At 60.1% G+C, this 19412-nt stretch carries 14 protein-coding genes and 1 pseudogene; 4 read left to right on the top strand and 11 right to left on the bottom strand.

The genetic code is table 11. From position 1 onward, the window contains the following. From ACP7D9_RS16940 to ACP7D9_RS16905, 8 genes and pseudogenes are all read right to left on the bottom strand, one after another. Positions 1-618 (bottom strand): annotated as a pseudogene (locus tag ACP7D9_RS16940) (hypothetical protein); the annotation flags it as partial. Continuing rightward, positions 615-1544, bottom strand: coding sequence for a hypothetical protein (locus ACP7D9_RS16935; RefSeq protein ID WP_426158706.1), 930 nt, complete (start codon positions 1542-1544; stop codon positions 615-617). The gene ACP7D9_RS16935 and the pseudogene ACP7D9_RS16940, both read right to left, overlap by 4 nt. After that, positions 1541-2485, bottom strand: a complete 945-nt coding sequence (locus ACP7D9_RS16930) for a hypothetical protein (RefSeq protein ID WP_426158704.1) — start codon at positions 2483-2485, stop codon at positions 1541-1543. Before ACP7D9_RS16930 ends, ACP7D9_RS16935 begins: the two co-directional genes overlap by 4 nt. Beyond that, positions 2482-5754 carry a toxin VasX gene (locus ACP7D9_RS16925; RefSeq protein ID WP_426158702.1) on the bottom strand — a complete coding sequence of 1091 codons (3273 nt, stop codon included), beginning with the start codon at positions 5752-5754 and terminating at the stop codon, positions 2482-2484. Before ACP7D9_RS16925 ends, ACP7D9_RS16930 begins: the two co-directional genes overlap by 4 nt. After that, entirely contained in the window at positions 5751-6584 is an 834-nt protein-coding gene (locus ACP7D9_RS16920; RefSeq protein ID WP_426158700.1) for a DUF4123 domain-containing protein, read from the bottom strand. The genes ACP7D9_RS16925 and ACP7D9_RS16920 overlap by 4 nt, the downstream gene beginning before the upstream one ends. Beyond that, the gene (tssI, locus tag ACP7D9_RS16915) at positions 6581-8602 is read right to left on the bottom strand and encodes a type VI secretion system tip protein TssI/VgrG (RefSeq protein ID WP_426158698.1); all 2022 of its coding nucleotides are present in this window, start codon (positions 8600-8602) and stop codon (positions 6581-6583) included. The genes ACP7D9_RS16920 and tssI overlap by 4 nt, the downstream gene beginning before the upstream one ends. A gap of 339 nt (positions 8603-8941) precedes the next feature. Further along, complete coding sequence (gene waaA, locus ACP7D9_RS16910) at positions 8942-10216, bottom strand: lipid IV(A) 3-deoxy-D-manno-octulosonic acid transferase (RefSeq protein WP_426158696.1); 1275 nt, start codon at positions 10214-10216, stop codon at positions 8942-8944. 11 nt (positions 10217-10227) lie between these two features. Then, positions 10228-11124, bottom strand: a complete 897-nt coding sequence (locus tag ACP7D9_RS16905) for a LysR family transcriptional regulator (RefSeq protein WP_426158694.1) — start codon at positions 11122-11124, stop codon at positions 10228-10230. Positions 11125-11231: 107 nt separating this feature from the next. Between ACP7D9_RS16905 and ACP7D9_RS16900 the strand changes: the two genes are divergently transcribed. The 4 genes from ACP7D9_RS16900 to ACP7D9_RS16885 all read left to right on the top strand — a co-directional run bounded on the left by ACP7D9_RS16900 (position 11232) and on the right by ACP7D9_RS16885 (position 14736). Next, complete coding sequence (locus ACP7D9_RS16900; protein ID WP_426158692.1) at positions 11232-11564, top strand: DMT family transporter; 333 nt, start codon at positions 11232-11234, stop codon at positions 11562-11564. A 186-nt stretch (positions 11565-11750) separates the two neighbouring features. Further along, complete coding sequence (locus tag ACP7D9_RS16895; RefSeq protein ID WP_426158690.1) at positions 11751-12926, top strand: NAD(P)/FAD-dependent oxidoreductase; 1176 nt, start codon at positions 11751-11753, stop codon at positions 12924-12926. After that, positions 12923-13735 (top strand): aldo/keto reductase, encoded by an 813-nt coding sequence (locus ACP7D9_RS16890; protein WP_426158688.1) that lies wholly within the window; start codon positions 12923-12925, stop codon positions 13733-13735. Before ACP7D9_RS16895 ends, ACP7D9_RS16890 begins: the two co-directional genes overlap by 4 nt. A 32-nt stretch (positions 13736-13767) precedes the next feature. Beyond that, positions 13768-14736, top strand: coding sequence for a metal ABC transporter ATPase (locus ACP7D9_RS16885; protein WP_101156449.1), 969 nt, complete (start codon positions 13768-13770; stop codon positions 14734-14736). Between the two features lie 84 nt (positions 14737-14820). Here the strand turns inward: ACP7D9_RS16885 and hldE are convergent, their stop codons facing one another. The 3 genes from hldE to ACP7D9_RS16870 all read right to left on the bottom strand — a co-directional run bounded on the left by hldE (position 14821) and on the right by ACP7D9_RS16870 (position 19335). Next, positions 14821-16242: a bifunctional D-glycero-beta-D-manno-heptose-7-phosphate kinase/D-glycero-beta-D-manno-heptose 1-phosphate adenylyltransferase HldE gene (gene hldE / locus ACP7D9_RS16880; RefSeq protein WP_101156451.1), complete on the bottom strand. Its 1422-nt coding sequence runs from the start codon at positions 16240-16242 to the stop codon at positions 14821-14823. Positions 16243-16341: 99 nt separating this feature from the next. Continuing rightward, entirely contained in the window at positions 16342-18147 is a 1806-nt protein-coding gene (msbA, locus tag ACP7D9_RS16875; protein ID WP_426158685.1) for a lipid A export permease/ATP-binding protein MsbA, read from the bottom strand. 15 nt (positions 18148-18162) lie between these two features. Beyond that, positions 18163-19335 carry an O-antigen ligase family protein gene (locus ACP7D9_RS16870; RefSeq protein WP_426158683.1) on the bottom strand — a complete coding sequence of 391 codons (1173 nt, stop codon included), beginning with the start codon at positions 19333-19335 and terminating at the stop codon, positions 18163-18165. Between the last annotated feature and the right edge of the window lie 77 nt (positions 19336-19412).

The following is a 19412-nucleotide window of genomic DNA, read 5'->3' as shown; positions in this document are numbered from 1 at the left end:
TGGCCCGATCTCCATGTAACTGCGCATGCATTCCCACAGCGCCATCGCGGTTGTACCGCCGCCGCAACTGAAGCCCCATGAAAAATGCTTGTTGTCTTCGCTAGCGTCTGGGTCTGGGTCTGGGTTTTCGAAACCGATGACCAGCAGACCCATCGTGGTTTTACCAGCCTGACTGACTGATGAATGCTGAGTGGCCGCGGCGGTTACGGATTCCCAAGGGACGATCCAGTACTCGCCGTTGACACGGGGGACGCAGACTTCGCGGCGTTGACGATTGAAGCGTATGGGTAACGGGACTTTTCGGAAGAGGCCTTGGACCAAAAACAGTGCTGGGATACCAGTGATTATCCCTCCACCAATTAGCGCAAAAACGCTGAGATCCGGTGCAATGTCTCTAAATCCATATGCCATGGATAAGAACAGCATCACTCCTGGCCACAGCACCATGACTGCTGACCCGATGCTGTAATTACCTATATCGAGAAATACCTCGTTTTTGCGCCAGATAATATTGAGTACATCAGAAGGTTTCCTTCCGGTGGGGATCGGCAGTGGCGCTAAATAGTCATTACGCGAAAATATCCCTTTCTTCGTGGAGCCTGCCGCTGGCGTACTCATGCTTGCGCCTCCGCTCGCTCGACCAACTCGGCCTCGCGTTTGGCAATGGCGGCTTCCAACTCTGGAGAACGTTTGGCCCATTGTTCCGGCGGGAGTGGTTTTGACCATTCGATGATGTCGGGATGGAGCAAATCAGGTGGCGGATTTAATTTCCAACGTTCAAGTACGTCTATCAGTAGCGTGTTGAATATGAAAATCCCACAGAACCCTTCCCAAAGAATGGCGACAAACCAGCCTCGCAACTTCGCAGCCTTGACCAGATCGTCGAGATAAGTTGCCCAGATTCCTTTTGATCTGTCGAAACGAGCAGTTGCATCCTCAACGGCTTCTGGCCCGATCTCCATGTAACTGCGCATGCATTCCCACAGCGCCATCGCGGTTGTGCCGCCGCCGCAATTGAAGCCCCATGAAAAATGCTGGTTGTCTTCGGCAGCGTGCGGGTCTGGGTTTTCGAAACCGATGACCAGCAGCCCCATCGTGGTTTTACCGGCCTGACTGACTGATGAATGCTGAGTGGCAGCGGCTGTTACGGTTTCCCAAGGGACGATCCAGTACTCGCCGTTGTCGCGGGGGACGCAGACTTCACGACGTTGACGATTGAAGCGTATGGGTAACGGGACTTCGCGTAAGAGGCCCTGAACAACGAAAAGTGAAGGGATACCGATGACAAATAACGCCCCAAGCCAGATTAATCCGGGATCCGGGGTGATGTAACCCATAAATACGAACACCATCAGCGAAGGCCACATCACCATCACCGCCGAACCGATGCTGTAGTTACCAATATCGAGAAACACCTCGTTTTTGCGCCAGATGGTGTTGAGTACGTCGCAAGGCCTTTCACCCGTAGGAACAGGTAATGGCGCCAGATAATCGTTGCGCGAAAATATCCGTTTTTTTGTGGTGCCTGCCATTGGCGTGCTCATACCTGAGCCTCCGCTCGCCCGGTCAACTCGGCCTCGCGTTTGGCAATGGCGGCTTCCAACTCCGGGGAACGTTTGGCCCATTGTTCCGGCGGGAGTGGCTTTGACCATTCGATGATGTCGGTATGGAGCAAATCAGGTGGCGGATTCAATTTCCAGCGTTCAAGTACGTCTATCAGTAGCGTGTTGAATATGAAAATCCCACAGAACCCTTCCCAAAGAATGGTGACAAACCAGCCTCGCAACTTCGCAGCCTTGATCAGATCGTCGAGATAAGTAGCCCAGATTCCTTTTGATCTGTCGAAACGAGCAGTTGCATCCTCAACGGCTTCTGGCCCGATCTCCATATAACTGCGCATGCATTCCCACAGCGCCATCGCAGTTGTGCCGCCGCCGCAGTTGAAGCCCCATGAAAAATGCTTGTTGTCTTCGGTAGCGTCTGGGTCTGGGTTTTCGAAACCGATGACCAGCAGCCCCATCGTGGTTTTACCAGCCTGACTGACTGATGAATGCTGAGTGGCGGCGGCGGTTACGGATTCCCAGGGGACGATCCAGTACTCGCCGTTGTCGCGGGGGACGCAGACTTCGCGGCGTTGACGATTGAAGCGTATGGGTAACGGGACTTTTCGGAAGAGGCCTTGGACCAAAAACAGTGCTGGGATACCAGTGATTATCCCTCCACCAATTAGCGCAAAAACGCTGAGATCCGGTGCAATGTCTCTAAATCCATATGCCATGGATAAGAACAGCATCACTCCTGGCCACAGCACCATGACTGCTGACCCGATGCTGTAATTACCTATATCGAGAAATACCTCGTTTTTGCGCCAGATAATATTGAGTACATCAGAAGGTTTCCTTCCGGTGGGGATCGGCAGTGGCGCTAAATAGTCATTACGCGAAAATATCCCTTTCTTCGTGGAGCCTGCCGCTGGCGCACTCATCGTTTGTCCTTGGGTTGCAGGTAAATGGCGCCGGGGTGATCCGCACCGAGCGGGTAATTCGGCACACGATCAAGTTCGGGCGTCGGGTCGTTTCTCAGCGCTATGACGCCGGTCGAGTTGTTCAAGGTGAAAGCCAAACCACGTTCTCCACCAATAAAATTGCGAGCGCCCAATATCACGGTCAACGGCGTGCGATAACGCAACCGAAGTGAAACCGTGCCGGGTGGCGTGCCCAGAACGTTGGCAAGTTCCTTGAATGGGCCGCTGAGCCGCAGGCCTTGTCCTTCCTTGACCGGAATCCACGCACAACGGCTGCTGGCCAGCCAGTGCGGGGTCATGTCTCGCCATGGCCGCGGTGCTTTGTAACCATTGGTGGGGCTGTTCTTGATCAGATGGCGGTAGCCCTGAGTGTCCACCGGGTCTCCAACCATGCTCAGTTCGAGGTAGACACTGCTGGGCTCGGCACCTGGCAGGTCAATAGTCAGAGAATCAACGGCGCTGACGAAAACCAGACCGGTACGGCCATCATCAGGCGCCGGCCTGGAACTGCTTTCCATGCGGACCCGCGGCGTATAAAGGATGAGGTACAAACGGTCGAGTTCGTCCTGCTGGGCTTTAGCCGCTATGGGTCCTAGATCTCTAGCCCGCGCTTTAGACCAACAGCAATTGTTCAGGAAGTTTTGCAGCGGTGTCTTTTCGAAGAACCAGGCTGTCAGGTACAGCAGACCTAATGCGGCAATAATCCAGGTCAAGGGCCCCATATAAAGCGTGTAACGCAAGATGGCAGCTTCCACTGTTATTGAACCGGATAAAGCGCGTGCGGTATATCCGATCCCTAACATAGCTTGGGCACCGAAGGCCGCTACTTGGCCTCCGACCGCGATCTGGCGCATCTCCAGCCATGGATCAATTCGGTTTTGCGCACCTTCAAGTTGCATTTTTAACGACCTGTACTCGGCCATTGCCGCAGCGCCCGACAACCCGCCAATCACCCCTCCAAACAACGTAAGCGTAGGCGCAGCAGAACCAAAGAAATAAAACCGATCCTTCCCCAACCCCATCCGCACCTGACTATCCACCACCGCCACCAAAGCCGCCGCCCCATACAAACTCGCGGAAACCGTGTCGTTCACCCGTCGGGCCTCCATCCCCTCCAACACCCCGGCGTCGTTCAAATAGTTCTGCACATTCACCACGTTCAGCAGCAGCGCCGCCAACGGCACCACTCCGCCGCTGTTCACCACTGCGGGCGCATTCAGTATCCGCTCCACTCGCCCGACACCAATGGCTTTGCCCGTCTTGTTCACCCATTCACCCAACGCTTCGGCCCGCTGGCCCGACAGCTGCCACACCGGCCGGGTACCCTCGGTCACTGACTGCAAACGGCTCTCGCCGCCCAGCCTCGCGGCGATGAAAATGCTCATCCACGAGGTGCTGAAGCCCTTGTCACCCCTGAGCAACAGCAACGCCGCGCCCAGCCGATTGACCAGCACGTTCCACGGGCTGGCAGCGTCGCGGGCCATGGTTGCGATGTTCTCCAGCAGCACCACGCTCAGCGGCGCCAGGGCTTGATGCGTGGCAGTGATGTTGTCGACGGCCAATGCGGCCATCAGCTCGCTCAGGCGTGACGCGTTGTTGACCGCCGCTTCAAGCGACGGCGTCCAGGCGTTGAACAGTTGCCTGAGCGCGCCGCCATCGGCGGCGCGCACGTAGTCGGCGTATTGCTCGGCGCCCTGGGCGCGGATGCATTGCGCAGTGAGGCAACGGGTGGCGAGTTCGGTCAGCCACTGGCGGGTTTCGAGGTCGTCGTAATCGACAAACCAGGTGCCGCTGGCCGAGCGTCGCAGGTACACACCCCGGTCGGCGAACAGCACGGTATGACGCTGTTCGAGCTGTTGGTAATGCGCCGCGGCGGTTTCGCTGAACCATGTGTTCATCGCGTCGAGATCGATGCACTGACCGACCTTGGCGCTCAGCAGGTGATTGTTGAGGTTGGCGTGTTTTTCCGCGCGGTATTCACGCACGACGAACTCGGCTTCGTTGTACAACTCTGCGGGGATGAAGCGACGTACCGGGGCGACGATGTCAGCGATGCGTGCCCCGCGTGCGGCCGCTTCGCCCGCCGTTGGCTGACCACCGTACTGACGCGCCCGGGTTTCAGCCCGCAGTTGTTCATCGAGTCGATGCTGGGCATCGAGCATGACCTGCCCCTGTTCGGGCGTGAGGCTGATGTCGTGATCCTTGTAGCGATAATTCAGATTGCCGGCCAGTTCGGCGCCATCCTCGGTGATCAAGCTGCGCACAAAGCCGCCGATGCTCAGACGCAGACTGTTGTCGCCGAGCCATGTTTCGTGGCCCGCTTCTAGCTGCTCCTGCTCGTGATTGATATCGCGCAACACCCCCAGATCGTCGTCCAGGCAGGCAAAAACGGCATACAGCCCCGCACTTTGCGTCTTGGCGTTGTCGAGCCAGTTGCGCGTGCCCTGCCCGTCCCATGGCTCGGCACTCCACTCGCCCGGCGGTAGATCGCTGGCGGCGGGATGTTGAGCGAGAAACGCCTCGCGCGCTCGGACACGGTGCATCGCGTCGGTGTAAGCCTTGATGTTGCCCGGGGTCGGATCGTTCATCACGGCGCGGCCCAGCGCACCGGTGTCGTCGGCATTTTTTTGCTGATCGGCCGCCATCGACCGGGCATAGGTATTCGGGATGAGCTCGGCCACGACCTCATCGAACTGTTCCAGCGCAGGGCAGTGCGGGGCCTGCAAGTTGTCAGCCACCGAGCGCAGAGCAATGTGGCGCATGTGCTGGTTACGCTTGGCGCCGCTCTCGCTCAGTGATTGGCGATGCTCGGCGTTCAGGGGGAACTCGCTGTAAAGCATCCAGGCATCGTGGATTTTTTGCAGCGTCAGGCCTGCCAGCGGTGCGTCGGGAACCGGAGCGGAGTCGGCGTTCAGTGGCTGCTCCTGCAACAATCCTTGCGGCGAGACGGCGAAACGCCTGAGCGGCCCCTGATCCTGCCAGACATACACAAACCCTGCGCGCAAGCGCCGCGCCGCCATCGGCCGACTCTGGGGCGCGACACCAGGGACGCAGCAAGTGTGTTCAGCTTTTTCGTGCGCCAGCGCATAGCGCACCGGCACCACAAACAGTTCAGCCTGACCGGCCGGACACGGTTGCACCGTGCTGTTGATGTCCGCATGGGGATGTGACCTGGCGGCGCGTTCGGCCTGCGCGGCCTCGTCGATCATGGCCAGTTTTTCGGCACTCATAGGACTGATTCCTTGTCGCTCAGCAACTGTTGCGTCAATGCGCTGTTGAGGTTGTCCAGACGCTGACGTGGCAAAACTCCGCGTTCGCACAGCAACTGCCGGTACGCGCCGTGCTCCGGCCCCTGGGGGAAGTCCGCGCCGAGTACGGCGAAGAATCGCGCCCAGAGCAGGACTTCATCGGCGGCGCTGAAGCCGCTGCGGGCAGCACTGGCCTGACAGTCCACGGCCCATTGCTGCAACGCAGCCGAATCCAGTGATTGCAGGGATTGGGGGTAATAGCGCTGAGCGTGTTCGATCAACTGTCGAGCGAAAGACTGGCGCTTGGCAGTGCTCAAGCGATCAAGGTGTTGCGCTGTAAACAACAGCCATGGCGTGTCCGCATACGGGATCGCCGGTTGCTCGGTTTGCTGCTGGATCGGCGAATCCGGTAGCTGTATCAGCGATACCGGCCCCATCAATCGATCCCGCTCGGGAGCGGGCAAATCCCTTAGCCACAACGCGGTGATACGTGGGTCGTAAAAACGAAACAGCACCGCGGCCCCACCCTCGACGCGGGCGTGGATCAGGCTGCGCAAATGTTTCAGCACTTGATCTTCATCGGCCTGCGACTCCAGCCAAATGCCCGCCGTCACGCTCCACTCCTGCCAAAACACCTGCGCCAGCGGGCTGTCGGGTCCGACACCCACCAGCAATGGCCCGACCTTTTCCAAGGCGCTGTAGGCGGTGCGTTGATAAAGCGAGTGAACCGTCGCGCCGCCTGTCAGGGCGAACAGACGATCCGCAAGGCCTTCAATCTGGATGCGATCGAGCAACAGATAAGCCTGATTCATGCGCTCACCCGCGCGAGTTTTTCGCACACGGCACACACCGCAATGGCTTGATCTGCAGCCTGAGCCAGCGCAGTTGTTTGCGCGGTAATGGACAGCGCAAGCGAAGCCTGATGATTTTGAGGTTGCGCCCCCAACGCCGACTGCACCGCCACTCCCGCCATCGGCACGCCGCCCTCGACGATCGCCACACTGCTGAAGATCCCGGCCGGGTCGATCACGATGTGATGGCCGCCGGCGGTCAGCGTCAGGCTCGTACCGGCATCGATGACCACCTGACTGGCGGTGACGCGTGCATGGGGCCCAGCCTGAATCACTAGCGTTCCATCCGCTGTGGTGCAGCTGTTGCCGCTGATCGTGAGCAGATCGTCGCGGCCAACGACGGTGTTGCGCATACCCTCTGTGGTGTGCCGTTCGTCAGCCCTGATCAGGCTGATGCTGTGGTTGTCCACCTGCTCGAAACGGTCCCGGCGGATCAGGCTGTGGCTGTCATTGAGGATCAACTGCTCGAAGTCACGCTCGGCGCGCAGGTAGATTTTTTCCTGGCCGGCGCGGTCTTCGATCATCAGCTCGTTGTAGCCGCCGGTGTGCGGTGAACTGTGGCTGCGCAGCACAGTTCTGGTCTTGTGTTCGGGCAAGGTGTAGGGCGGGGATTTGACCATGTTGGGCACGCAACCGGTGATCAGCGGTTTGTCCGGATCACCTTCGAGAAAGGTCACCACGACCTCCATGCCGATGCGCGGGATCGTCACAGAACCGAAGCCTTCCCCGGCCCAATTCGATGAAACCCTGATCCAGCAACTGCTGCGCTCACTATCGAGTTCGGCGCGGTCCCAATCGAACTCGCACTTAATGCGTCCTAAATCATCACAATGGGTTTCTTCATGGGCCGGCCCGGTGACCCGTGCGGTCTGACAGACCAGCGGGCGACGTGGCGCTGGCAACGGTGGGCGAAACACCACCTCGGCGGGGATTACGCTGAAGGTGTTGCGATACCCCTGGGTTAAACCATCAGCGGCTTGGGTGTCACTGATGATCGACTCTTCGAGCACTTGTGGCTGGCGGCCGAGGTGACGAATGCTGATTAATAACCACAGGTCATTGCAGCTTTTGCGCGGGTGTCCGGTCAGTTTGAAGAGATGGCCACAGCGCAGATTTGCCTGATCGCTTTGACCTTCGCCCAACTCATAGTCGCGGCGATGGCGCTCCAGCGCCTGCCGGGCTCGTTGCTTGCCGGACTTTTCATTCTCGATCAACAGCGGGTAGCGATAGTCCTCCAGCACCGGCGTGAACTCGGCGGTGAAGTGGCTTTCGAGCAGCAGGCTCGGACGTTTGAGGTCATAGTCACGGCGGGTGACGGAGCTGGTGCGGGTGCTGAGGCGCGCACTGAAACGGCTGACAACAGGATGTTCAGCGACCATGCCGCAGTTTTGCTGATAGGGCGTGGCGCCAAGCTTGGGCAGGAACACCTGATCATCGGTGAACACCAGTAAATGGCCGTCCGGTGAGTGCTGGTGATGCCAGGCGATGCCGTCCTCGGCGCATAACCGTTGGATAAAGGCCAGATCAGATTCCGCGTACTGAGTGCAGTAGTCACGAGCAGCGCTGGTACCGACATGAAAGGTAAACGCATCGCCCAGAATACCGTGCCCCTCAAGCACCTCGGCAATGATCTGCGGCACGGTCATTCGCTGGAAAATCCGCTGATCGTGGCTGAACTGCAAATAGTGCAGCGCGGGTACCAGCGTCAGGTGATAGCGGGTCAGGCGCTTGCCCGCCTCGCCGACGAGCACGTCTTCGATACGCCCGTGAATGCCTTCGCCGTTGTGGCCAAATTGCAGAAATGCCGGTTGGCTGAGCAGACTCTCCAGATCAAAATCCGGGTGCTCGCTGACCAGTTCAATATCGATGCGGTAGAGGGTGCTGATCGCTTCGGTGCCGCTGAAAGCCAGTACCTGGAAGTCGTGACGGATAGCAGGAATCTGCAACACAAAATGCGCTGCATTGGTGGACGGAAACATACGCTTGTCCTTAAGCAAAGAGGAAAAGAGCGATGTGGAAACCGTCCCTGGTCTGTGCTCGCGAGAACTGCCGGGCACGCTATCAAGGTGAAAAAAGGATTGATGTAGGGTGCTTCCTCAAAGTCGGAAGGAAACTTCCCTCACGAACTCGGCCATTCAACAGGCACAAAAAAACCGACATCACTGTCGGTTTTTTGTGGATCACTGCGCCGGCGGCCAAGGCGCAGTTGAAAGCCCGGCCTTAGGCTTTAAAAAGCAAAAGATCGCAGCATGCCGCAGCTCCTGCAGTCAGGAAGGCATTTCTCCTGTAGAAGCTGCGGCACGCTGCGATCTTTTTGCTTACTTGATCAATCTACCCAAACCATCCAGCAGCCGCTGCAACGCGCCCTGATTGCGGCGCATCACCGCCAGCCCCGCCTCGGCCATGCGCTGCGCATCACGCGGCAATTCGAACAAGCGTTGCACTTCAACCGCCAGCCCTTGGGCATCATCCACCTCGGCCAATGCACCGGCCTCGCGCAATTGCGCGGCGATGTCCAGGAAGTTGAACAGGTGCGGGCCGCTGAGTACCGGTTTCGCCAGCGCGGCAGGTTCGAGCAGGTTGTGCCCGCCATTCGGCACCAGACTGCCGCCGACAAAAGCGCTGTCAGCCAGGGCATAGAGAAACAGCAACTCGCCCATGGTGTCGCCGAGCAGCACGCTCGTCTGCGCATCGACATGGGCCCCGGTCGAACGGCGCACCGTGGCGAAACCTTCGCGCTGGCACAGCTCGAACACCGAGTTGAAGCGCTCCGGATGGCGTGGCACCAGAATCAACAATGCATCCGGATGATTGGCCAGCAGGCGACGATGGGCGTCGAGCACTACTTCGTCTTCGCCCTCGTGGGTGCTGGCCGCGATCCACACCGGACGTTCCTGTGCCTGCCATTGGCTACGCAACTCGGCTGCGCGTTGCAGCAGTTGCGGGTCGATGGTCAGGTCGAACTTGATCGAACCGGTGACTTCGACGGTTTCCGCACGTGCGCCGAGATCACGGAAGCGCTGGGCTTCGGCTTCGGTCTGCACGGCAAACAAACTCATCTCGGCAAGCATTGGTGCGGTGAGTTTGCGCAATCGACCATAGCCCTTGGCGGAACGCTCCGACAACCGCCCATTGGCCAACGCCACTGGAATCCCGCGCTTGGCACATTGATGAATATGGTTGGGCCACAGCTCGGTTTCCATGATCACGGCGAGCCTGGGTTGCACGCGATCAAGAAACCTTGCCGCTGCGCACGGCAAGTCGTACGGCAGATAGCAGTGCTGGATGCGCGGCTCGTTGGCGAACAGTGCCTGAATCCGCTCCGAGCCGGTCGGGGTCATGCAGGTCACGGTGATCGGCAGCGCCGGATAACGCTCCAGCAGCGCGCGGATCATCGGCGCGGCGGCAATGCTTTCGCCCACCGACACCGCGTGCACCCAGATGCCACCGGACTGCAAGGTCGGCATGCCATAAGTAAAGCGCTCGCCAATGCGTTTGGCATACGCCGGCGCCTTGCGCGCGCGCAGCCACAGCCGAATCGCCACCAATGGCAGCCCCAGGTAAAACAGCGCGGTGTAGAGAGTTCTATTCATGGCGGCGGAGTTTATCGGCTTTTGTCGCCGATCGCCCGCAAGTGCACGGCAAAACGTTCCGCCAGCCAGTGCGCGGCCGGGCCGAGCGGTTCGTCGCGACGCCAGACCAATTCCACCACCAGTGCCGGCGGCGTCCATTCGCTGTCGAGCTCAACCATCTGGCCCTGATACGCCGAGTACTGCACAACGTGGCGCGGCAACCAGGCCCAACCGAGATCACGCACCAGCCATTCGGACATCACATAAAAGCTGTCGGCACGCCACACCTGGGGGCTGGCCGGCTCGTTGCCGGGGTAGACGCTGGTCTGCGTCGACATCAGCAGTTGTCGGTGTTGCGCCAGTTGCTGACAGGTCACGTAGGGCAACTTGGCCAACGGGTGATTGACGCCGCACACCGTTACCATTTCGACGCTGCCGAGTACGCGGCGCTCAAGCGCCTCGGGGATTTCATCGTGGTAGAACAGCAGGCCGAGGTCGGCGCGACGCTCGACCAGCTTGCGCGCAACTTCGCCCTGCGCGGCGCTGGTCAGTTGCACTTCCAGGCTGGGAAACTGCTCGGCCAGTTCGCCGAAACTTTCCACCAGCGCCTGATAGGGCATCGCCTCGTCCTGCGCCACACGCAGCTGCGCCTCCTGGCCGCGCAGCATGGCCATGGCGCGGCCGTTGAGGCGCTCGCACTGGCGCAGCACTTCCCGCGCTTCTTCCAGCAAGGCCTCGCCCGCCTCGGTCAGACTTGGCTGGCGACCGCTGCTGCGCTCGAACAGGCTCACGCCCAAATCCTCTTCGAGCATTGCGACGGCAGTACTGACCGCCGATTGCGCCTTGCGCTGCCGTCGCGCCACGGCAGAGAACGAACGCTGCTCGGCGACGTCGACAAATATGCGTAGCTGCTCAAGATTCCACTGCATATGGATTTCCCACCTATCTATGGATCAGATAGGTAATGACTTTACCCCATCTGAGCAATCACTAGAATGTCACCTCAGCAAGCAACGATTTATTTGAGGATCGAACCATGAACGCCTACGTCTATCTGGCCATCGCCATCTGCGCCGAAGTGATCGCCACCGTTTCGATGAAAGCGGTCAAGGGCTTCAGCACGCCACTGCCACTGATGCTGATCATCGTCGGTTACGGCATCGCGTTCTGGATGCTGACGCTGGTCGTGCGCACCGTGCCGGTGGGCGTTGCCTACGCTGTCTGGGCGGGGATGGGCATCGTGATGGTCAGCGTCGCGGCGCTGTTTCTGTACGGGCAGAAACTGGATATCCCGGCGATGCTGGGGATGGCGCTGATCGTGCTGGGCGTGGTGGTGATTCAGCTGTTCTCGAAAACTGCCGGGCACTAAAGAAAAAACACGTCCCCCTGTGGGAGCGAGCGAACGCGGTGTGTCAGGCAACAGATACATCGACTGACACGCCCGAGCAAGCTCGCTCCCACATTGGTTTTGTATCTGCCCGGTTGATTTTCGACAAATCCGCCCCTTTCCCGAGTCTGTATACTGCGCCCTCGTCTTGAACACTGAGGTCGCTGCATGCCATCCGTTATTTCCACCGACGTTCTGATTGTCGGCGCTGGTGTCGCCGGCCTCTGGCTGAATGCGCGCCTGCGCCGCCAGGGTTTTTCGACCGTGCTGGTGGAAAGCGCCAGCCTCGGTGGCGGGCAGAGCGTGAAGTCCCAGGGCATCATTCACGGCGGCGCCAAGTACGCGCTGCACGGCGCGCTGACCGGTGCTTCGGAAGCGATCGCCGACATGCCACGCCGCTGGCGCGAAGCGCTGGCCGGGACTGGCGAGCTGGATCTGTCCGGCGTACGCCTGCTGTCCGAAGCGCATTACCTGTGGTCGCCGGGCACGCTGGCCGGCAACCTCACCAGTTTCTTCGCCAGCAAAGCCGTGCGGGGTCGGGTCGATCAGGTCAAGGGCGACGAACTGCCGCCAGCCCTGCAGGACAAGCGCTTCAAGGGCAAGGTCTATCGCCTGGCCGAACTGGTGGTGGATGTGCCGAGCCTGATCCAGCGTCTGGCCGAGTTGGCCGGTGACGGTCTGCTCGCCGGGCAGGTTATCGAACCACTGCTGCAAGCCGGCGTGCTGGTCGGCCTGAAAGTCGACGGCCGTGAGATCCGTGCCCAGCGCATCGTCCTCAGCGCCGGTGCCGGCACTGCCGAACTGCTCGAAGCCCTGGGCCTGAGCCGTCCGGCCATGCAGCGCCGCCCCCTGCACATGATCCTCGCCAAAGGCCCCGGCTTGAAACCGCTGTACGCGCACTGCCTGGGCGGCGGCACCAAGCCGCGCATCACCGTGACCACGCACCCGGCGGCTGATGGCCAGTGGGTCTGGTACATGGGCGGTGACATCGCCGAAAGCGAAGGCGTCGCTCGCGAGCCGGCCGAACAGATCGCCACCGCGCAAAAGGAAGTCGCGCAACTGTTGCCATGGATCGACCTAAGCACCACGCAATGGGCAACCCTGCGCGTCGATCGCGCCGAGCCGTTGCAGACCGGCCTGACCCGTCCGGACAACGCGTTCCTCGCCGAGGAAGGTCGCTTGCTCGTCGGCTGGCCGACCAAACTGGCGCTGGCGCCAGACTTCGCCGACCGCGTCATCGCTTCGCTGCAGCGTGACGGCATCCAGCCGCAAGCGACCGAGCCGCTGCCGCCGCTGCCGAAACCGCCACTTGGCGTACCCGCCTGGGAGCAACTGCTGCCATGACCATCGCCACTCTGCACGAACTGCATCGCCCGCTGGGCAGCACCGGCCTGACGGTGTCGCCGCTGGGTCTGGGCACAGTCAAACTCGGCCGCGACCAAGGCGTGAAATACCCTAACGGCTTTCAGATTCCCGGCGACGACGAGGCGCGCATGCTGCTGCGCCAGGCGCGGGATCTGGGCATCAACCTGATCGACACCGCGCCGGCCTATGGTCGCAGCGAAGAACGCCTCGGCCCGCTGCTGCGCGGCCAGCGTCAGGACTGGGTGATCGTCAGCAAGGTCGGCGAAGAGTTTACCGACGGCGTGTCGCACCATGACTTCAGCGCCGCGCACACGCGGATGTCGGTCGAGCGCAGCCTGCAACGTCTGGAAACGGATTTTATCGATCTGGTTCTCGTGCACTCCGACGGCAACGACATGGCGATCCTCGAGCACGAAGAGGTCTACGCCACCCTCGCGGCGCTGAAGGCCGAGGGCAAGATTCGCGGCTTCGGTTTCTCCGGCAAAACCGTCGAAGGCGGCTTGAAAGCGCTGGAGCACGGCGACTGCGCGATGGTCACCTACAATCTGAACGAACAAAACGAAAAGGCGGTCATTGACTATGCTGCTGCCCACGGCAAAGCCATTCTGGTGAAAAAAGCCCTGGCCAGCGGTCATGTCTGTCTGAGTCCGGGAGTCGATCCGGTGCGCGCCAGCTTCGAGTTGCTGTTCACTCAGCCCGGTGTCGCCAGTGCTATTGTCGGCACCATCAATCCGCTGCACCTCGCCCATAACGTAGCGACCGTTGCCAAGGTACTGCGTAATCACTGACGCCGCCCCGCGGCCTTAAGCCAGGAGCCGATATGCCGCGCACGCTGATCCGCAAGAACCCGAGCAACTTCAAGACACTGCCGCTGTTCGTCGAAGCCACGCCTGATGGCTTGAGCTACCAGAGCGTCGGCATGCCGCTGAATTTCGCCCAGACCCTGCAACGGCGCAAACCGGTCAGCGTCGCCGACAGCGAACGCTTTGCCCTGGAACTGGCCAACCTCGGCGTTTCCGTGCGCCTGACCCTGCACTGGCAGAACCGCGATTACTGGGTGCTGGTACGCCAGCGTCGGCAGGATCGCGGCGATGTGGTGCTGAAGCTGATTTCCGGCTATGTGCCGGCTCACGAACTGAACATTCCGCTGCATACGGCAATTCAGGAAATTGCCGAAGAGTGTTTGCTGGAAACGCCGGAAGGCTGGCTTGGCGGGCGCTTCAACGACACCTGGCTGCCAGCGCCCTACTCCGCCGCGCTGCATTACCGCGAGGCGTTGCCGTTTCGCCTGACGCCGTTGTCCGGTTCGGCGCGCCCGGTGCGCTGCGCCAACCTGCAGCTGCTGGAGCGGCCACGGGCCTACGTGCATTTGCCGACGGCGTCATTGCAATTGATCTATGACCTGCGCCTGGACGTGCCCAAGGAAGCCAAATCCCTGAGCCTGTTTCATGTCGACGAGCGTCTGGAAGGCGATCAACTCGTCGCGCGGCTTGATCGCAAACGGCCTGATCTGTACTTGATGCCATTGCATGACGGTCAGCCGCTGCCTGAGCTGTATACCCTGAAAAAGGATCAACTGTATCCGGCGAGTACCCGCGGTCTGTACCTGGCTGAAAGCTTTGCCCGACAGGAAGGCTGGCTGGTGCGCGATGAGCGGATTCGCTGGAAGGACTGGTTGCGTCAACAGGGTCTGACGCCACCGGACAAGGCCACCGGACTGGCACGCCTGCGCGGCAAGGCGAGGCAGCTGCTGAAGAAAATCGTGCCGCGCAAGAAAGTGAATTCCTGAAAGCAAAAGATCGCAGCCTGCGTCAGCGCCTACATTGGAATGTATTTCCCTGTAGGCACTGGCGCAGTCTGCGATCTTTTGATCTTATTGGCCGCGGATCTTTTCCACGATTGCTGTCGTCGAGCTGTTCTCCACCAGCCCCAGCACTTTCACCGTGCCGCCATAGGCGGTGACGATATCCGCACCGACTACCTGATCGATGCCGTAATCGCCACCCTTGACCAACACATCCGGTTTGACCTCGCGCAGCAGGTTTTCCGGTGTGCCTTCAGAGAAGCTGATCACCCAGTCCACAGCGCCGAGACCGGCGAGTACCGCCATACGCCGGTCAACGCTGTTGATCGGCCGGCCCGGGCCTTTCAAGCGGCTGACCGAGGCGTCATCGTTGACCGCCACGATCAGACGATCGCCCTGAGCACGGGCCTGTTCCAGATAGGTAACGTGGCCGGCATGCAGGATATCGAAGCAGCCATTGGTGAAGACAATTCGCTCGTTGTGCGCGCGGGCATCGTCAACCGCCAGCAGCAGTTGCTCAAGACCCAGCACGCCTCGCTCCGAACCTTCCTCGCGCTGAATGGCGCGGCGCAGCTCCGGGGCGCTGATCGCTGCTGTACCGAGCTTGCCGACGACGATGCCTGCGGCCAGATTGGCCAGCGCGACAGCGTGCGGCAGTTCTTCGCCAGCGGCGATGGCTGCTGCCAGGGTCGAAATCACTGTATCGCCGGCGCCGGTCACATCGAACACTTCACGGGCGCGGGCCGGCAGATGCAACGCCGGATGATCCGGACGCAACAAGGTCATGCCGTGCTCGCCACGGGTCACCAGCAACGCGCCGAGGTCGAGCTCCTGCATCAGCACGGCGCCTTTGCTTACAAGCTCGTGCTCGTCGGCGCAACCGCCGACGATGGTTTCGAACTCGCTGAGGTTCGGCGTGATCAGGCTGGCACCGCGGTAAATCGAAAAGTCCTTGCCCTTGGGATCGGCCAGCACCGGAATGCCTTTGGCACGGGCGGCCTGGATCAGGGTCTGGTGATTTTTCAGCGCACCTTTGCCGTAATCCGACAACACCAGCACTTTGATGCCTTCCAGCAGCTCGTCGACCTGCGCGGCCAAGGCCAGCGCATCGGTGGCGAACACCTCTTCGAAATCGATACGCAGCAGTTGCTGGTGCCGGCTCATGACCCGCAGTTTGACGATGGTCGGCTGATGAGCGATGCGCTGAAACAAGGCGCGAACGCCAGCACCTTTGAGACTGTTGCTCAGGCTGTCGGCGGCTTCGTCATCACCGGTTACGCCCACCAGCGATGCCGGTGCACCCAGCGCGGCAATGTTCAGCGCCACGTTGGCGGCGCCGCCCGGGCGATCCTCGATCTGCTCGACCTTGACCACCGGCACCGGTGCTTCGGGGGAAATCCGTGAGGTTCCGCCATGCCAGTAACGGTCGAGCATGACATCGCCGACCACCAAGACAGGGGCTTGATCGAATCGCGGCATCGACAATTTCATGGAGCAACCCACATACAAAATGAACAGGGGCGCGATATTAACAGGATCGCGCGCGCCGGGAATACACGCGGGTGAGGCTGGCTCACCCTTGTCTGCAGATCACGCAATGTCTTCAGCCGGGGCATCCAGGCCCATCGCATGCAGGCGTGCGTAGTAGCCATTGTGGGCAAGCAACTGGGCATGAGTGCCGCGTTCGACAATCTCGCCCTGATCCATGACCAGAATCAGATCGGCCTTCTCGATGGTCGACAAGCGGTGGGCAATGACCAGTGTGGTGCGGCCTTTCATGACATGGTCGAGTGCCGCCTGAATGTGCCGCTCGGACTCGGTATCGAGCGCCGACGTCGCTTCGTCGAGAATCAGCAGCGGCGCGTTTTTCAGCAGTGCGCGGGCAATCGCCAGGCGCTGACGCTGTCCGCCAGACAACAGCACACCGTTCTCGCCCACCTGGGTATCGAGGCCTTGAGGCATTTGCGCGATGAAGTCCATGGCAAATGCATCCCTAGCGGCCTTCTCGATGTCATCGCGCGGCGCCCCTGCCAGATCGCCATAAGCGATGTTGTTGGCAATGGTGTCGTTGAACAGCGTCACATGCTGAGTGACCTGCGCCACGTGGCGGCGCAGGTTGCGCAGACGGTAATCCTCGATCTCGACGTCATCGAGCAGAATCTCACCGGTTTCGTGATGGTAGAAACGCGGAATGAGACTGGCCAGCGTCGACTTGCCGCTGCCGGAACGCCCGACCAAAGCGATCATCTGACCTGGCGACGCGGTGAAGCTGATGTTTTTCAGCACTTCGCGTTCAGTGCCCGGGTAAGTGAAGCTGAGGTTGTTCACCGCCAGATGGCCACTGACCCGATCACGCTCGATCGTGCCGGTATCGATTTCCGGCTCAACGTCCAGCTGCTCGAAAATGCTTTCTGCACCGGCCACACCTTTCTGAATGGTCGAGCTGACTTCGGACAATTGCCGGATCGGTTTCGGCAGCAAGCCCGCAGCCGTGATGTACGCAACCAGATCACCGGCCGTCGCATCGCCGCGCAGGAACAACACCAGGAACATCAACACGGCCATGGCGGTGTAGATCACCAGCTGCAGCATCGGTGTATACACCGCGCCGGTCTTGGTCATGCGCAATTGCTTGTCGGTGTTGCTCTGGCTGGCCGCTGCAAAACGCTGCTGCTCATAAGCCTCGCCACCGAAGCTGCGCACGACGCGATAGCCTTGAATGGTTTCGGAGGCAACATGGGTCACATCGCCCATGGCCACTTGAATCTTCTTGCTCTGCTTGCGGAATTTCTTGCTGGTGTTGCCGACCATGAACGCGATCACGGGCAGGATCGCCAGCATCACCAGGGTCAGCTTCCAGTTCATCCAGAGCAGATACGCGAACAGGAAAACGACCGTAAGGCCCTCGCGGATCACCACTTTGATGGCGTCCGTGGCGGCGCCGGTGACCATGGTCACGTTGAACGTGATGCGCGAGATCAGATGACCCGAGTTATGGGTATCGAAATAGCGGTTGGGCAGTACCAACAGCTTGTTGAACAACTCGATACGCAGGTCATGCACCAGGCCCAACGAAACTCTCGCCAGGTAGTAATTGCCAAGAAACGACCCAAGGCCTTGCCACGCGGCGATCAAAATGATCAGCAACGGTACAGCCATCAACAGCTGCACGTCTCGCAGATAAGGAACGTTGGGGAAGAGCACCGCTTCAGGGTTGCTCAGGCCATCGACGAAATACTTGAGAATCCCGGCGAGCATCGGTTGCGTGGAGGCAAAGATCACAAAGCCCACGATACTCAGCAGGAAAAGACCGATATAGGGTTTTACGTACCCCAACAGCCGAAAGTAGATTTTCAGGCTGGATTCCTGTTCCGCTTTGAGCGGTGCGTCACTCATCGTAGAGCTCACTGGTTAAGAAGAACGCGAAATTTTATCACAAGCGCCGCCATTGGCCCGCGCCCATACCAAAACGCTGGCAAGCCCCAACGGCAGCCAGCTGATGAACCACTCGGCACGAGGGGTGCCGGTCAGGCTGGCAGCATCGAACTGCATCGCCAGCGTCGAGAACAGCCAGATACCGATAACCCCGCGGGCATACAGCGTTTCCCGAACCCTCCACGCCTGGAAAATCACGCCGAACCAAACGGCAGACCATAACACCAGTCCCGGCAAACCCAGCACGATCGCGACATGACTGAACAGGTTATGGGCGTGATCGAAAGTCATATCCGACCAAAACACCCGGTAATCCCCACCCAGACCCAGCCCACCCCACGGATGTTTGGCGATCATGTCCAGAGAAGCCATCAGAATCTGCGGACGGTAAGAGACCCCACGCGCCAGCACCAACGGCTCGAACAGCCACAGCGCCACAATCGCCACCACCAGTGCAACGGCTGCGACGATTCGGCTGCGGCGGTCACGGCACCAGATCGGCATGGCCAGTATGGTCAGAAACAACGCCAACGCCGCGCCTCGGCTCTGACTCATCAGGACAAAGATAACCAGCACCGCCAACGCCAGCGCCCAGATCCCTTGACGCATCGCACCCTGCGGCGCCCACAGGGCCAGCCACACTGCCGCCAGGCCAATGACATAGCCGCCGAGAATCGGATGAGCCAGCTCACCCAGCCCTTCTACCCGGGCAGTCCAGACGTTGCCATCAATGACGTAGAACCTGACGATGGCCACCAGCGCCGTGATTGCCAATCCCAGCCCGCCCCATTGCATGAGGCGAATCAAACGCTCGGGGCGGCCGCTGGCAAACACCGGAAAAAACAGCAGGAACACCACGATATACAACAGGCGCTTGGCTTCGCGACCGGGCTCCGGTGTGTTTGTCCATGCCAGACTGACCAGCGCCCAGATCAGCAATCCAAGCAACGGCAGGTAGATCCAGCGTTGCTCAAGGAGTACTTCCCTGACGCGATGACGAGCAGACCAGCCGAGCAATAACGCCGGCAACCAGACGAGAGCGACCAGCCCCTGTTGGTAAACCTTGTTGGTGGGCGCTACGGCAATGGCCAATAGAAACCACAAGAGCCCCGTCGCCATCCATAGTTGCGCCCAGCGTGTTTCCTGCATCAATCTGCTCCTGACAAGGGTTCGCCCATGCGACGCGGCATGGTTAAAATCGAAACTTTTCGGCATCATTGCCCGCT

This window comes from Pseudomonas sp. TSRC2-2 (assembly GCF_049897785.1).
Taxonomy (GTDB): Bacteria; Pseudomonadota; Gammaproteobacteria; order Pseudomonadales; family Pseudomonadaceae; genus Aquipseudomonas.
This window is presented reverse-complemented; position numbering and strand designations above follow the sequence as displayed.

Excerpts from the sequence above, each read along its gene's own strand:
- ACP7D9_RS16900 (WP_426158692.1), top strand. The coding sequence starts at position 11,232 with ATGAACGCCTACGTCTATCTGGCCATCGCCATCTGCGCCGAAGTGATC.
- ACP7D9_RS16925 (WP_426158702.1), bottom strand. The coding sequence starts at position 5,754 with ATGAGTGCCGAAAAACTGGCCATGATCGACGAGGCCGCGCAGGCCGAA.
- ACP7D9_RS16870 (WP_426158683.1), bottom strand. The coding sequence starts at position 19,335 with ATGCAGGAAACACGCTGGGCGCAACTATGGATGGCGACGGGGCTCTTG.
- ACP7D9_RS16895 (WP_426158690.1), top strand. The coding sequence starts at position 11,751 with ATGCCATCCGTTATTTCCACCGACGTTCTGATTGTCGGCGCTGGTGTC.
- msbA (WP_426158685.1), bottom strand. The coding sequence starts at position 18,147 with ATGAGTGACGCACCGCTCAAAGCGGAACAGGAATCCAGCCTGAAAATC.
- ACP7D9_RS16890 (WP_426158688.1), top strand. The coding sequence starts at position 12,923 with ATGACCATCGCCACTCTGCACGAACTGCATCGCCCGCTGGGCAGCACC.
- ACP7D9_RS16920 (WP_426158700.1), bottom strand. The coding sequence starts at position 6,584 with ATGAATCAGGCTTATCTGTTGCTCGATCGCATCCAGATTGAAGGCCTT.
- ACP7D9_RS16935 (WP_426158706.1), bottom strand. The coding sequence starts at position 1,544 with ATGAGCACGCCAATGGCAGGCACCACAAAAAAACGGATATTTTCGCGC.
- tssI (WP_426158698.1), bottom strand. The coding sequence starts at position 8,602 with ATGTTTCCGTCCACCAATGCAGCGCATTTTGTGTTGCAGATTCCTGCT.
- waaA (WP_426158696.1), bottom strand. The coding sequence starts at position 10,216 with ATGAATAGAACTCTCTACACCGCGCTGTTTTACCTGGGGCTGCCATTG.
- ACP7D9_RS16930 (WP_426158704.1), bottom strand. The coding sequence starts at position 2,485 with ATGAGTGCGCCAGCGGCAGGCTCCACGAAGAAAGGGATATTTTCGCGT.
- ACP7D9_RS16885 (WP_101156449.1), top strand. The coding sequence starts at position 13,768 with ATGCCGCGCACGCTGATCCGCAAGAACCCGAGCAACTTCAAGACACTG.
- hldE (WP_101156451.1), bottom strand. The coding sequence starts at position 16,242 with ATGAAATTGTCGATGCCGCGATTCGATCAAGCCCCTGTCTTGGTGGTC.
- ACP7D9_RS16905 (WP_426158694.1), bottom strand. The coding sequence starts at position 11,124 with ATGCAGTGGAATCTTGAGCAGCTACGCATATTTGTCGACGTCGCCGAG.